This window comes from Pseudomonas sp. ok272, from assembly GCF_900109995.1.
In the GTDB taxonomy this organism is placed as follows: Bacteria; Pseudomonadota; Gammaproteobacteria; order Pseudomonadales; family Pseudomonadaceae; genus Aquipseudomonas.
Genome location: NZ_FOCB01000007.1, coordinates 56486 through 69781 on the forward strand (window position 1 = coordinate 56486; position 13296 = coordinate 69781).

The following is a 13296-nucleotide window of genomic DNA, read 5'->3' on the forward strand; positions in this document are numbered from 1 at the left end:
ACCAAAGAAACCATCCTGAATGAAGAAACCTGCCAGATACCGCTATAGATGCGGTCGATTCTGCGAGTTTCAAGCGCCATGGGGTTGACGCAGGTCAGGAGAGTCTAGCGGGCCAGCCAGATAAGGGAGGCAAACCGGCCGGTGCGCGGGGCACGGCGGTAAGAAAAGAAGCGTGGATCGGTCACGGTGCAAAAACCGCCACCATAGACGGCCGTCACGCCATAGGCTGCCAAGCGTAGCCGGGCGAGATGGTAAATGTCGGCCATGAACTTGCCCACATTGGCGCTCGGCACAAAGGCCTCGGCGGCTTGCGGCAGTTGGGCCATGAAGACTTCGCGCACTTCGGGACCGACCTCAAATGCCCGCGGGCCAATCGCCGGGCCAAGCCAGGCCAGGACGTCGGCGGGGGCGACCGCCAGGCTGTCGACTGTCGCCTCCAGCACGCCCGCCGCCAACCCGCGCCAACCGGCGTGAGCGGCGGCGACACGCGTACCGGCACGGTCGCACAACAACACCGGCAGGCAGTCTGCCGTCATTGCCGTACAGGCAATGCCCGGCGTCGAGGTCCAACTGGCATCCGCCGTGGCGACCACCGCCGGGTCCGCGTGAGCCACGGCAACGCCGTGAACCTGCTGCAACCAGGCGGGTTGGACGGCGAAGTGCTCGGTCAGGCGCCGGCGATTCTCAGCCACGGCCTCGGGACTGTCCTCGACGTGATCGCCCAGGTTGAAGCTGTCGAACGGCGCCCGGCTGACGCCGCCCGCACGCGTGGTCACACAGGCCTTGACCCCGGCAGGCGCAGGCCAGTCGGGAATCAGCCAGTCCATCATCCGATGAACGCCTCACGGTCTTGCTTGAGCAGGGTCAGCAACCAGACGAAGTCTTCTGGCAGCGGCGATTCCCAGCTCATGCGCTGACCGGTCGTCGGGTGATCCAGTTCCAGGAAACGCGCATGCAGCGCCTGACGCGGGAAATGTTTCAACGACTCGACCATGGTCACACTGGCTGCCGGCGGGATACGGAAGCGACCACCGTAGGCAGGGTCTCCGACCAACGGGAAGTTGATGTGGGCCATGTGTACGCGAATCTGGTGGGTACGGCCGGTTTCCAGCTTGACCCGCACATGGGTGTGGGAGCGGAAGCGCTCAAGCACGCGGTAATGGCTCACCGCCTGCTTGCCGCCTTCCATCACCGCCATGCGCTGGCGCTGCTGGCCGTGACGACCGATCGGCGCGTTGATCTTGCCACCCGCCGTCACCACACCGATCACGATGCACTCATAGATGCGACTGACACTACGGCTCTGCAACTGTGTAACAAGTTGCGTCTGCGCCTGGATCGTCTTGGCCACCACCATCAAGCCGGTGGTGTCCTTGTCCAGGCGGTGCACGATGCCCGCACGCGGCACATTGATAATGTCCGGCACGTGGTGCAGCAAGGCGTTGAGCAAGGTGCCATCGGCATGACCGGCAGCCGGATGCACCACCAAGCCCGCAGGCTTGTTGATCACCAGGATGTCGTCATCTTCGTAGACGATGTCCAGTTCGATGTCTTGAGCGATCCATTCGCCCTGAGCTTCCTGCTCGGCAGTCAACTCAAGGACGGCACCACCATGGACAATGTCTCGCGGGCGGATAACCGCTCCATCCACAGTCAGGCGGCCGTCTTTGATCCAGGCGGAAAGGCGCGAGCGCGAGTGCTCAGCGAATAATTGTGCGGCGACTTGATCGAGGCGTTGGCCGCCCAATTCGGACGGCACCTCTGCGCGGAGTTCAATTTTATCGGACATGCTCAGACTAGGCGTCGGCACAGCCTTTGGTTTCGGCTGCGCGCTTGTGGTTAAATACGGCGTCTTTTGCCCCGAGGCTTTGCAACGGGGCGCCCATCATAACAGGACGGCCCCGCCCAAGACAGCGGCCGTCATAGGGACGCAAGCCGCCATGCAAGTGAAACACCTGCTGCTGATCGCCATCCTCGCATTGACCGCTGCTTGCTCATCGAAGGAAGTCGTAGACGAAAACCTGAGCGAAGTTGAGCTGTACCAGCAGGCTCAGACCGATCTGGACAATAACAGCTACACCAGTGCCACAGCCAAGCTCAAGGCCCTGGAGTCGCGTTATCCCTTTGGTCGCTATGCGGATCAGGCTCAACTCGAGCTCATCTATGCGAACTACAAGAACGCCGAGCCTGAAGCGGCCAAGGCAGCTGCCGAGCGCTTCATCCGCCTGCACCCGCAGCATCCCAACGTCGATTATGCGTACTACCTCAAGGGCCTGACCTCCTTTGACCAGGACGTCGGCCTGCTGGCGCGTTTCCTGCCGCTGGACATGACCAAGCGTGATCCGGGCGCCGCACGGGATTCGTACAACGAATTCGCCCAGCTCACCAGCCGCTTCCCCAACAGCCGCTACGCGCCGGATGCCAAGCAGCGCATGATTTACCTGCGCAACCTGCTGGCCGCCTACGAGATTCACGTAGCCGACTACTACCTGACCCGTCAAGCGTACGTGGCCGCAGCCAACCGGGGTCGCTACGTGGTGGAGAACTTCCAGGAAACCCCTTCGGTCGGTGACGGCCTGGCGGTGATGGTCGAGGCCTACCAGCGCCTGCACCTGGACGAGTTGGCCAACACCAGCCTGGAAACCCTGAAGCTGAACTACCCCGACAGCCCAAGCCTGGTGGATGGCCAGTTCGTGCCACGGGTTGCCGAAGCGGACAACCGCTCGTGGGCCAGCAAGGTCACGCTCGGCCTGATCGAGTCCAGCGCACCGTTGCCACCGGGTGAAACCCGCGCCAACCAGGACATCATGAAGCAGTACCAGGACGCCAAGGACGCCATCCCCTCCGATCTGAAGCCGGCAGATGGCGACGCCGCCCAGGAAGAAGATCACGAGGCGCTGGGCAACAACAGCGACCGTTCGTGGTTCAGCTACATGACCTTCGGCGCCTTCGACTGAATGCCCGCCAGGTAACCCAAAGGGAGACTTTCGAGTCTCCCTTTTTATTTCCGCGTTTTATTGCACTGTGCGCCTGTCGCGTCCTTGGCTAAACTGGCGAATCATTCGTCGAAAAGCCGCCTGCCATGCTTCGTTTACTGTTCTGGATTGCCCTGATTGCTGCTGCAGTATGGTTCTGGCGCAAGTTCAAGCGCCCCGCCAGCGCTGTTCGCCCCCCAAATGAACACGATGCCCCACCCATGGTTCGGTGCTCCCACTGCGGCGTACACCTGCCGCGCGACCGCGCCCTGAGCCTGCAACAACAGTGGTATTGCAGCCAAGCCCATCTCGAGCAGGGCCCAGGCTCCAGCCACCGCTGAGCCATCGACCACAAACGTTAGCCCAAGGATGGACACAACGTTGAAGACCCACCGCCCTCCCCCGACCGAGCGATGCCTGCTCGGCAACTCGCCCGCCATCTGCCGCCTGCGGGCGCAGATCGACAAACTGGCCCCGAGTCTGGCCTCGGTCTACATCAGTGGCGAATCAGGCAGCGGCAAGGAGCGCGTGGCGCGCTTGATCCACACGCAAGGACCACGCGCCAGCCAGCCATTTGTCGCGATCAACTGTGGGGCCATTCCCTCGGAACTGATGGAAAGCGAGTTTTTCGGCCATCTAAAAGGCAGCTTCAGTGGTGCCATCGAAGACAAGCCGGGGCTGTTTCAGGCGGCCAGCGGTGGCACCCTGTTGCTCGATGAAGTGGCTGACTTGCCACTGTCCATGCAGGTCAAGCTGCTGCGGACCCTTCAAGAGAAGACCATACGTTGCATCGGAGGACTGCGCGAAACCGTGGTCGATGTCCGCGTCCTCTGCGCCACCCACAAGGATCTGGGCGCAGAAGTGGCCGCCGGGCGCTTTCGCCAGGATTTGTACTATCGCTTGAACGTGATCGAGTTGCGCGTCCCGCCGCTGCGCGAGCGCCAGGACGACCTTGAGTTACTCGCCAACCATGTGCTCGAGCGGCTCGCGGCAGAACGCGACCTGCCAACGGCTCGCCTGCAAGCGCAAGCCCTGGAGGCGCTCAAGGACTATCCGTTCCCCGGCAACGTGCGCGAGCTGGAGAACATCCTCGAACGCGCGCACACCTTCTGCGAACAGCAACGGATAGACCTCGCCGACCTGGGCCTGGCCAGCGGCAATCGCCGTGCCCCCCCTCCGCTGCCGGACCTGGTGCAGGTCGACAACCTCGAACACTACCTGGAGACCGTCGAGCGCCAGGTGATCCTCCAGGCCCTGGAAGAGACCCGCTGGAACCGTACGGCGGCCGCCCTCCGACTGAATGTCTCGCTACGTTCGCTGCGTTACCGGCTGCGAAAACTCGCGCTCGATTGAGCCATCCGTTCAGATTCGTCCCGCCGGCGCATACGGCGCGGGGTCGATCACCGGCGTGCGCGCCAGCAGCACATCGGCAAACAGTTGGCAGGACGCGGGCGCCAGCACCAGGCCATTGCGGTAATGCCCGCAGTTCAGCCACAACCCGTCGACCCCAGGCACCGCGCCGATGTAGGGAATGCCTTCCGGCGAGCCCGGCCGCAACCCTGCCCAGTGCCCAACCACCTGTGCCTGGGCCAACTCGGGAATTAATTCCACGGCCGATGCCTTGAGGCTTTCCAGGGCGTTTTCGGTTGGCGTCTTATCGTACCCCTCATGCTCCAGGGTACTGCCGATCAGGATGTGCCCATCGCGTCGCGGGATAGCGTAGCGACCCTTGGCCAGAACCATGCTCGGCAGAAAGTCCGAAGCGCACTTGTAGAGAATCATCTGGCCTTTGACGGGCTCCACCGGCAACGTCAGCCCCAGCGTCTTGAGCAGTTCGCCGCTCCAGGCACCCGCGGTCAGTACCACATGGTCGCCATGGATCGGCCCGTCTGGCCCCTGGACCCCGACCACCCGCTCACCCTCACGAATGAAGCCGCTGACTTCGCACTGCTCGTGCACGGTCACGTTCGGTAGCGCCAGCAACGCCGCCTTGAGCGACTTCACTAGGCGCGGATTGCGCACGTTGGCCACATTGGCCATGTAGATCGCCCGGGAAAACCCTTTGCCCAATACCGGCACGGCATCGCGCACAGCGCAAACATCCACCGGGCTCAACGGACGGTTTTCCCGCCGGGCCCACGCCAGCGCCTGGGCCTCATCTTCCAGGTCCAGCCAGTACAGCCCCGTGGTGTGAACTTCGGGATCGATACCGGTAGCGGCAAACAACCGCTGTGCCAGCTGTGGATAAAAGTCCTGCGACCAGTGTGCCAGCGCCGTCACCGCCGGGCTGTAGCGCCACGGGTAGAGCGGCGAAACAATGCCACCGCCCGCCCAGGACGATTCCTGGCCAACGTGGGAGCGATCCAGCAGGGTCACGCTTTGCACATGGGGCGCCAGGTTAAACGCCGTCAGCAGGCCGATGACCCCGCCGCCGACAATCACCACTTGTTGTTGCTTGGCCATCATCTGATCCAGAACTAAAGAGACCGTGGGCGCAAACACGCCCGAGAAGAGAACTCAGCGCCCCCAGCATTCCTTGCTGGTCACGCCTTCCGCCGCATTGCTCATACCCAGCACTCCGGTGTTGGTGAGCGTGAGGTCGCCACACTTGTCACCGGCCATGCGTGAGTCAGCCTTGCGCACGGCCGTCAGCACGAAGCCCTGGTCGGCCAGGGTCGCGGTGATGGCGTACTGATCATTACCGGCACTCAAGCCCGTCGCGCCGGTGTAGGTATTGCCCTTGGAGTAGAACCGCTCCAGGACCTGCGCCTGCTCGGACAGCAACCCCGCGATCTCAGCGCGCTGGCCTTTCTTCACATACTCGGTAATCAGCGGAGCCGCTATGGTCGCCACAATACCGATGATCGCAATCACGATCATGATTTCGATCAGGGTAAAACCTCGGTTGTATCTGCGCATTGCTTCACGTCTCACTTACTGTATTTGTCGCCACATGATTCGGCGGCCGTTGTTGCCGCCCGTATTTTTTGCGCCATCGACGGAGGTCATGACATCGCCTGTGGACGTCTCAACCCGGCCGTCGCCTTGGGAGGCGAGTATCTTACCGTCGAACGTGGCATAGATGCTCTCCAGTACCGTTCGCGAGTGACCAACCCGGCCAACGGCCGTAATCCGGTACAACGTCACCGGCGTATCCGCAGGAAGATTCACCGCATTTGACGCACGCCCCACACTGTCCACGCGGTAGGCACCATCGCCCGCGGCAGCCCAGCTCGCATCAGCATCGTTCGGCGGGACGCACGGCGGGACACCGACACACCCCAACACGCGATGGGCGCCGCGCTGGACAGTCCCCTCCCCCGTTCTCAGCGCCGCTTCGGCACGCTGGAAAGACTGGTTGCGCCGCATGACACTGCCGGCCAGTTTTTCCTGGAGCGTGGCGCTCTGCATCGACGACACACCGATCAAGCTCAGCAACAACACCAGTACCAGGCTCATCAACAGCGCCATGCCCTGCTGATCAGCGCGCGTCAACGCCACCATCGACCGCCCACCTACAGCAACCGATTACGCAGGGCCGCGACCAGGCTGTACGTCTGGTCGCGCACACGCCCTTGCGGATCACTCAGGGTCAACCCCAACCGCACGCTGCGGATATGTGCCGGATCGACGGGATTACTGCTGTAGCGGGAGACCGCATTGTCGCTGGCGCCCACCGCCAGGCCAAAACTCACCTCGAATGCACTGACGTTATCCACCAAGACTGCGGTTGTGGCTCCGTTATCGCTCACCCTCAGTATTTGCCCGTTGTTGAAGCGATAGGCCAGTCGCCGGATCGCAAACCCCCATTGCCCGACAGCCGGTGCACGCGAGCCCGTGTAGGCGGTTGCCGTGGTTTGGCAGTCGGTAACCACTGTCCATGTCGGCGCCGTACCTGGGTTGCCTACGTCCGCAGTGACCAGGGTCAACTTGCGGGCCTGTTGATCCCAACGGATGGGCGCCAGATGACTGGCCGTGAAATCACCCGCCGAACTGGCATCGGTGACCACCCGCAAACAGCCGAACATTCCCACCATGCGGATCTCCTGTAGCAGTTTGCCCAGGACAAATCGCGCGTCTTCCTGCATGCCGGCGGCGAGACGCTGACTGACGTAGGTACTTTTCGCCGCAATAAACACCTGCACCATGCCCACCACCACACTCAGGCTGATCGCGAGTGCGAGCATCAATTCGATCAGCGTAAACCCACGCTGGCAACGGCTCATCGCGCCGCCTCGGAATCGACGCCAGCGCGACTGCTCAGGAGTAAGCTGCGACGCCCCCCAGCGGTGCCGGCTGCCCGCGAGTCATCCCAGGTGATCGCGAGCGTATACAGGCCCTGGTCCTGGCGGATGTGGCCCGTGGCGCTCGGACCACCGAAACCCAGGACACTCTGGTTAAAGTCATGCACGTCCTGATGATGGACGGGCGCCTGTCCCCCCGCGCCGGGTGACGCCAGGGCGTAGTCGGCCCCCGAGTTGGCGCGGATCCGGTCCAGCATGGCGTAGGCTATGAAACTCGCCTGGGTACTCATCAACGCACTGTCGGTGTACTTCAGCGCCTTGAGCTGGACCGCCGCAGCGCCCAGCAACCCCACGGAAAAAATCACCAACGCCACCAACACTTCGATCAGTGTCATGCCGTCCTGTGTATGCGCCCTTGCTTGTGTCATCCGTAACATCCACATGGCTCCAGAAGTCCCTCGACCCAAGACTAGTTCCAGCCCCCCATCGCTGCTGCCCCTCGGAACAAACCGAAATACATTGCCCCGATGCGCCCACGGTCCAGGGCTGCCTCACCGCCAGCGTGAAATGTTTTGCATGAAGATTGATCGCCGCGCATCACGGCCAACCGCTACACCTGAAGGACGCCCTCACACATTCAACCTCCAGGGAAGGAGTCCGTATGCTTGAAAAAGGCTTTAGCCTGATCGAACTGCTGGTGGCGCTGGCCATTGCCGCCATCGCGGTACAACTGGCCAGCCCGACGTTGAGTCGATACCGCGACTCGCTACGCCACGCGCATGCCGCACAAAGCCTGGCCGGTGCCTTGCGCTATGCGCGCACTGAGGCGTTGCTGCGCAATCAGAGGTTGGTGATTCATGGCTTGAACGGTGACTGGAGCCAGGGTTGGCGGATCACGCTGGACCTCAATGGCCGGGGGCACGAGGACACAGACAACCCACTCCTGCTCGAACATCAGGCCGCGTCCGGCGTGTCGATTGTCGGCAATCAATCGGTGAGAGACTTTGTACGGTTCAGCAGCCTGGGTGAGCCGTTGCTACCCAATGGCGGCTTTCAGGCCGGGACGCTGCACATCTGCGCGCGCCGCGAAGCGGTCAGCCAGCATCAGGTGGTGCTGTCCAGGACCGGCCGCGTCAGCGTACGCCACGACAAGGCCAAGCAGGCCTTGTGTGCGGGAAGCGACGCGTCAGATGGCGCGAACGCGTAGTTCCTTGGGCATGGAGAAGGTGATGTTCTCCTCGCGGCCCGCCAGTTCATCGGCCCCCGTGGCGCCCCAGGCGTGCAGTTGCTGGATCACGCCGCGCACCAGCACTTCCGGGGCCGAGGCACCGGCGGTGATGCCGATGCGCTCAACGCCATCGAACCAACTGCGCTGCAGGTCTTCGGCACCATCGATCAGGTAGGCCGGGGTCGACATCCGCTCGGCCAGTTCGCGCAGGCGGTTGGAGTTGGAGCTGTTCGGGCTGCCCACCACCAACACCACATCACATTCGTCAGCCAACTGCTTGACCGCGTCCTGGCGGTTTTGCGTGGCGTAGCAAATGTCATCCTTGCGCGGTCCACCGATCGCCGGGAAGCGCGTACGCAAGGCATCGATCACACGACTGGTGTCGTCCATCGACAAGGTGGTCTGGGTGACAAAGGCCAGGTTTTCCGGGTGACGCACCTGCAAGGAGGCCACGTCTTTTTCGTCTTCGACCAGATAGATCGCCCCACCCGTGCTGGCGTCGTACTGGCCCATGGTGCCTTCGACTTCCGGGTGGCCCGCGTGGCCGATCAGGATGCACTCGCGGGCGTCGCGGCTATAGCGCGCCACCTCGATATGCACCTTGGTCACCAACGGGCACGTGGCGTCGAACACTTTCAGGCCACGACCTGCGGCCTCGGAGCGCACGGCCTGGGAAACGCCGTGGGCGCTGAAGATCACGATGACATCGTCTGGCACCTGATCCAGCTCTTCAACGAAGATCGCCCCACGGGCGCGCAGGTCTTCGACGACAAACTTGTTGTGCACCACTTCGTGACGCACATAGATAGGCGGCCCGAATACTTCCAGGGCACGGTTGACGATTTCGATCGCCCGGTCCACGCCAGCGCAGAAGCCACGGGGGTTGGCGAGTTTGATTTGCATGCGGTGCCTCGTGTCTTGCGCGCAAGAGATAGCGAAAACAGTGAAAAGCTAGTCGTGGGAGCGAGCCTGCTCGCGAAAGCGTGTATCCGCCAACATCAACACTGGATGCGACAGCTGACTCGCGAGCAGGCTCGCTCCCACACTGGACTTGCGTTGTTGCCTAGAGCGCCTTGACGCCGATGATTTCGACATCAAAGGTCAATGTCTTGCCGGCCAGCGGGTGGTTGAAGTCGATGGTCACGTGCTCATCATCGAACTCTTTCACCACACCAGGCAGCTCAGTATTGGCCGCATCGTTGAAGATCACCAGCAAGCCCGGGGACAATTCCATGTCCTGGAACTGTTTACGCGGGATGATCTGGACGTTCTGCGGGTTGGGCTGGCCGAATGCGTTCTCGGGCTCGATGCTCAATGTCCGCTTATCGCCCGCCTTGAAGCCGAACAGCGCCACCTCGAAACCTGGCAGCAGGCTGCCATCACCGACCTTGAAGGTCGCCGGGGCTTTATCGAAGGTGCTGTCGACCGTGTCGCCGTTCTCCAGGCGCAATGCAAAATGCAAGGTGACTTCCGTGTTCTGACCGATGCGTTGCTCAGCCAATACCTGTTCAGTCATGAACGGTTTCTCCGGTTTTCTTACTTTTGAACATATCCAGCGCGAGCATCACGGCCCCGACGCTGATGGCGCTGTCGGCAAAGTTGAACGCTGGGAAGTACCAGCGGTTCTGCCAATGCACCAGAATGAAATCGATCACATGGCCCAGGGCAATGCGGTCGTACAGGTTGCCCAGTGCGCCACCGAGGACCAGCGCCAGCGCGACCGCCAGCCAGGTTTCGTTGCGCCCCAGGCGCTTGAGCCAAACCACCAGCACAGCGCTGACCACGATGGCGATCAGGGCGAACAACCAGCGCTGCCAGCCGGAGCTGTCAGCCAGGAAGCTGAAGGCCGCGCCCGTGTTGTAGGCCAGGGTCCAGCTGAAGTAATCGGGGATCACCACGATCTGCTGGTACATGCTCAGCGAGCCTTCGAAGTAGAACTTGCTGGCCTGGTCGATGACCAGGACCAGCAGGCTCAACCAAAGCCAGCCCAACCGTCCGAAACGGCTAGCCGCGTTAGGCATAGTGACGAACCTCGCCTGCGCCGCTGATGTTGTCGACGCAACGGCCGCAGATTTCCGGGTGCTCAGGGTTCACGCCGACGTCTTCACGGCAGTGCCAGCAACGGGCGCACTTGGCGAAGCTCGACTTGACGATCTGCAGCTTCAGGCCGCTGACTTCAGTCGCCACCGCATCCGCCGGGGCTTGCGCAAAGGGTGCAATGCTTGCGGTCGAGGTGATCAAGACGAAGCGCAGTTCGTTGCTCAGCTTGGCCAGGTCGGCGCCAAGCGCCTCCTCGGCATACAGCGTCACTTCGGCTTGCAGGTTGCCACCCACGGCCTTGGCCGCGCGCTGGATTTCCATTTCCTTGTTGACTGCCACCTTGACCGCCATGATCCGCTCCCAGTAGGCACGGTCCAGCTCGAAGCCTTGCGGCAACTCGCTCAGGCCTTCGTACCAAGTGTTGAGCATCACCGATTCATTACGCTCGCCCGGCAGGTACTGCCACAGTTCGTCGGCAGTGAAGGCCAGGATCGGCGCGATCCAGCGCACCAGCGCTTCAGAGATGTGGTACAGCGCGGTTTGCGCCGAGCGGCGCGCCTTGCTGTTGGCGCCGGTGGTGTACTGGCGGTCCTTGATGATGTCCAGGTAGAAACCGCCCAGCTCCTGCACGCAGAAGTTGTGCACCTTGGAGTAGACGTTCCAGAAGCGGTATTCGCCGTAGTGCTCTTGCAGCTCGCGTTGCAGCAGCAAGGTACGGTCCACGGCCCAACGGTCCAGCGCGAGCATTTCTTCAGCCGGCAGGATATCGGTGGCCGGGTTGAAACCGCTTAGGTTGGAGAGCAGGAAGCGCGCGGTGTTACGGATACGCCGATAGGCGTCCGCACTGCGTTGCAGGATCTGGTCGGAGACCGCCATCTCGCCCGAGTAGTCGGTGGAGGCCACCCACAGGCGCATGATATCGGCGCCCAGCGTGTCATTGACCTTTTGCGGCGCGATCACGTTGCCCAACGACTTGGACATCTTGCGGCCCGCTTCGTCGACGGTGAAACCGTGGGTCAGCAATTCGCGGTACGGCGCGTGGTTGTCGATGGCGCAACCGGTCAACAAGGACGAGTGGAACCAGCCACGGTGCTGGTCCGAACCTTCCAGGTACAAGTCGGCACGTGGGCCGCTTTCGTGGCCCATCGGGTGCGAACCGCGCAGGACGTGCCAATGCGTGGTGCCGGAGTCGAACCAGACGTCCAGGGTGTCGCTGATCTTGTCGTACAGCGGTGCTTCAGCGCCCAGCAATTCGGCGGCGTCCATCTTGAACCAGGCTTCGATGCCTTCGACTTCGACGCGCTTGGCAACTTCTTCCATCAACTCAACGGTGCGCGGGTGCAGTTCGCCGCTTTCCTTGTTCAGGAAGAACGGGATCGGCACGCCCCAGTTGCGCTGGCGGGAGATGCACCAGTCCGGGCGGTTGGCGATCATCGAATGCAGGCGCGCCTGGCCCCAGGCCGGAACGAACTGGGTGTCTTCGATCGCCTTGATGGCGCGCTTGCGCAGGGTGTCACCCGTCGCCGGCTCTTTGTCCATGCCGATGAACCACTGCGCGGTGGCGCGGTAGATCAGCGCGGTCTTGTGGCGCCAGCAGTGCATGTAGCTGTGTTCGATGACGGTGGTGTGCAGCAGCGCACCGACTTCGGTCAATTTGTCGACGATGGCCGGGTTGGCCTTCCAGATGAACTGGCCGCCGAAGAACTCCAGCGAAGGCACGTAGACGCCATTGCTCTGCACGGGGTTGAGAATGTCGTCGTTGACCATGCCGTAGGCTTTGCAGGTCACGAAGTCGTCAACGCCGTAGGCCGGGGCGGAGTGAACCACGCCCGTGCCAGCGCCCAGTTCAACGTACTCGGCCAGGTAAACCGGCGACAGGCGGTCGTAGAACGGATGGCGGAAGTTGATCAGCTCCAGCGCTTTACCGGTGGTGGTCGCGATGACCGAGCCTTGCAGGTCGTAACGCGCCAGGCACGACTCGACCAACTCTTCAGCCAGAATCAGCAGCTTGTCGCCGACATCGACCAGGGCGTAGTTGAATTCCGGGTGAACGTTCAACGCCTGGTTGGCCGGGATGGTCCACGCGGTGGTGGTCCAGATCACGATCGACGCCGGCTTGGCCAGCGACGGCAGACCGAAGGCGGCCGCCAGCTTGGCTTCGTCGGCAACCGGGAAGGCAACGTCGATGGTCGAGGACTTCTTGTTCTCGTACTCGACTTCCGCTTCGGCCAGGGCCGAGCCACAGTCGAAGCACCAGTTGACCGGCTTCAAGCCCTTGAACACGAAACCGCCCTTGACGATCTGCGCCAGGGCACGGATTTCACCGGCTTCGTTCTTGAAGTCCATGGTCTTGTACGGGTTGGCCCAGTCGCCCAGCACACCCAGGCGGATGAACTCGGACTTCTGGCCTTCGATCTGCTCGGCAGCGTAGGCACGGCACAGTTCGCGGGTTTTATCCGCGCCCAGGTTCTTGCCGTGGGTCACTTCGACCTTGTGCTCGATTGGCAGGCCGTGGCAGTCCCAGCCCGGGACATACGGCGCGTCGAAACCCGACAGGGTTTTCGAGCGCACGATCATGTCCTTGAGAATCTTGTTGAGCGCGTGACCGATATGAATGGTGCCGTTGGCATACGGAGGACCGTCGTGCAGGACGAACTTCGGACGATCCTTACCAATCTCACGCAACTTCTGGTACAGGCCAATGCTGTCCCAGCGCTGCAGAATCTGCGGTTCGCGCTGAGGCAGGCCGGCCTTCATTGGGAAGGCGGTGTCCGGAAGGTTTAGCGTGGCTTTATAGTCGGTCATTTAA

13 protein-coding genes and 2 pseudogenes are annotated in these 13296 nt (G+C 62.2%); 4 read left to right on the forward strand and 11 right to left on the reverse strand.

Annotated elements, in window-relative coordinates; translation table 11 throughout:
- Positions 1 to 104: 104 nt before the first annotated feature.
- Both pgeF and rluD read right to left on the reverse strand, forming a co-directional pair.
- Positions 105 to 830 carry a peptidoglycan editing factor PgeF gene (gene pgeF, locus BMW74_RS12235; protein WP_093419657.1) on the reverse strand — a complete coding sequence of 242 codons (726 nt, stop codon included), beginning with the start codon at positions 828 to 830 and terminating at the stop codon, positions 105 to 107.
- The gene (rluD, locus tag BMW74_RS12240; RefSeq protein ID WP_093419665.1) at positions 827 to 1789 is read right to left on the reverse strand and encodes a 23S rRNA pseudouridine(1911/1915/1917) synthase RluD; all 963 of its coding nucleotides are present in this window, start codon (positions 1787 to 1789) and stop codon (positions 827 to 829) included. The genes pgeF and rluD overlap by 4 nt, the downstream gene beginning before the upstream one ends.
- 151 nt (positions 1790 to 1940) lie before the next feature.
- On the opposite strand from rluD, the gene BMW74_RS12245 reads away from it, so the two are divergent.
- The 3 genes and pseudogenes from BMW74_RS12245 to BMW74_RS12255 form a co-directional block, all read left to right on the forward strand.
- Entirely contained in the window at positions 1941 to 2957 is a 1017-nt protein-coding gene (locus tag BMW74_RS12245; RefSeq protein WP_093419668.1) for an outer membrane protein assembly factor BamD, read from the forward strand.
- Positions 2958 to 3082: 125 nt separating this feature from the next.
- A complete protein-coding gene (locus tag BMW74_RS25465) occupies positions 3083 to 3316 on the forward strand; it encodes a PP0621 family protein (RefSeq protein WP_093419671.1) in 234 nt (77 codons plus the stop codon).
- 67 nt (positions 3317 to 3383) lie between these two features.
- A pseudogene (locus tag BMW74_RS12255) lies at positions 3384 to 4328 on the forward strand (sigma-54 interaction domain-containing protein); the annotation flags it as partial.
- A 9-nt stretch (positions 4329 to 4337) separates the two neighbouring features.
- Here the strand turns inward: BMW74_RS12255 and thiO are convergent.
- The 5 genes and pseudogenes from thiO to pilV form a co-directional block, all read right to left on the reverse strand.
- Complete coding sequence (thiO, locus tag BMW74_RS12260) at positions 4338 to 5438, reverse strand: glycine oxidase ThiO (protein ID WP_093419681.1); 1101 nt, start codon at positions 5436 to 5438, stop codon at positions 4338 to 4340.
- Positions 5439 to 5492: 54 nt separating this feature from the next.
- The gene (locus tag BMW74_RS12265) at positions 5493 to 5894 is read right to left on the reverse strand and encodes a type IV pilin protein (RefSeq protein WP_093419686.1); all 402 of its coding nucleotides are present in this window, start codon (positions 5892 to 5894) and stop codon (positions 5493 to 5495) included.
- 150 nt (positions 5895 to 6044) lie between these two features.
- Positions 6045 to 6479: pseudogene (locus BMW74_RS12270) on the reverse strand (PilX N-terminal domain-containing pilus assembly protein); the annotation flags it as partial.
- Positions 6480 to 6490: 11 nt separating this feature from the next.
- Positions 6491 to 7201 carry a PilW family protein gene (locus BMW74_RS12275; protein WP_093419691.1) on the reverse strand — a complete coding sequence of 237 codons (711 nt, stop codon included), beginning with the start codon at positions 7199 to 7201 and terminating at the stop codon, positions 6491 to 6493.
- Entirely contained in the window at positions 7198 to 7647 is a 450-nt protein-coding gene (gene pilV / locus BMW74_RS12280) for a type IV pilus modification protein PilV (RefSeq protein ID WP_093420494.1), read from the reverse strand. Before pilV ends, BMW74_RS12275 begins: the two co-directional genes overlap by 4 nt.
- Positions 7648 to 7880: 233 nt before the next feature.
- On the opposite strand from pilV, the gene BMW74_RS12285 reads away from it, so the two are divergent.
- Complete coding sequence (locus BMW74_RS12285; RefSeq protein WP_093419695.1) at positions 7881 to 8426, forward strand: GspH/FimT family pseudopilin; 546 nt, start codon at positions 7881 to 7883, stop codon at positions 8424 to 8426.
- Here BMW74_RS12285 and ispH read toward each other — a convergent pair.
- From ispH to ileS, 4 genes are all read right to left on the reverse strand, one after another.
- Positions 8406 to 9350 (reverse strand): 4-hydroxy-3-methylbut-2-enyl diphosphate reductase, encoded by a 945-nt coding sequence (ispH, locus tag BMW74_RS12290; protein ID WP_093419699.1) that lies wholly within the window; start codon positions 9348 to 9350, stop codon positions 8406 to 8408. The two genes, BMW74_RS12285 and ispH, sit on opposite strands and share 21 nt — an antisense overlap.
- Positions 9351 to 9510: 160 nt before the next feature.
- Positions 9511 to 9948 carry an FKBP-type peptidyl-prolyl cis-trans isomerase gene (fkpB, locus tag BMW74_RS12295; protein ID WP_175479210.1) on the reverse strand — a complete coding sequence of 146 codons (438 nt, stop codon included), beginning with the start codon at positions 9946 to 9948 and terminating at the stop codon, positions 9511 to 9513.
- Positions 9949 to 9955: 7 nt separating this feature from the next.
- The gene (gene lspA, locus BMW74_RS12300; RefSeq protein WP_093419710.1) at positions 9956 to 10468 is read right to left on the reverse strand and encodes a signal peptidase II; all 513 of its coding nucleotides are present in this window, start codon (positions 10466 to 10468) and stop codon (positions 9956 to 9958) included.
- Positions 10461 to 13292 (reverse strand): isoleucine--tRNA ligase, encoded by a 2832-nt coding sequence (ileS, locus tag BMW74_RS12305; protein ID WP_093419715.1) that lies wholly within the window; start codon positions 13290 to 13292, stop codon positions 10461 to 10463. The genes lspA and ileS overlap by 8 nt, the downstream gene beginning before the upstream one ends.
- Between the last annotated feature and the right edge of the window lie 4 nt (positions 13293 to 13296).

Coding starts and splice junctions, on each gene's coding strand:
- pgeF (WP_093419657.1), bottom strand. CDS start 830: ATGATGGACTGGCTGATTCCCGACTGGCCTGCGCCTGCCGGGGTCAAG.
- rluD (WP_093419665.1), bottom strand. CDS start 1,789: ATGTCCGATAAAATTGAACTCCGCGCAGAGGTGCCGTCCGAATTGGGC.
- BMW74_RS12245 (WP_093419668.1), top strand. CDS start 1,941: ATGCAAGTGAAACACCTGCTGCTGATCGCCATCCTCGCATTGACCGCT.
- BMW74_RS25465 (WP_093419671.1), top strand. CDS start 3,083: ATGCTTCGTTTACTGTTCTGGATTGCCCTGATTGCTGCTGCAGTATGG.
- thiO (WP_093419681.1), bottom strand. CDS start 5,438: ATGGCCAAGCAACAACAAGTGGTGATTGTCGGCGGCGGGGTCATCGGC.
- BMW74_RS12265 (WP_093419686.1), bottom strand. CDS start 5,894: ATGCGCAGATACAACCGAGGTTTTACCCTGATCGAAATCATGATCGTG.
- BMW74_RS12275 (WP_093419691.1), bottom strand. CDS start 7,201: ATGAGCCGTTGCCAGCGTGGGTTTACGCTGATCGAATTGATGCTCGCA.
- pilV (WP_093420494.1), bottom strand. CDS start 7,647: ATGACACAAGCAAGGGCGCATACACAGGACGGCATGACACTGATCGAA.
- BMW74_RS12285 (WP_093419695.1), top strand. CDS start 7,881: ATGCTTGAAAAAGGCTTTAGCCTGATCGAACTGCTGGTGGCGCTGGCC.
- ispH (WP_093419699.1), bottom strand. CDS start 9,350: ATGCAAATCAAACTCGCCAACCCCCGTGGCTTCTGCGCTGGCGTGGAC.
- lspA (WP_093419710.1), bottom strand. CDS start 10,468: ATGCCTAACGCGGCTAGCCGTTTCGGACGGTTGGGCTGGCTTTGGTTG.
- ileS (WP_093419715.1), bottom strand. CDS start 13,292: ATGACCGACTATAAAGCCACGCTAAACCTTCCGGACACCGCCTTCCCA.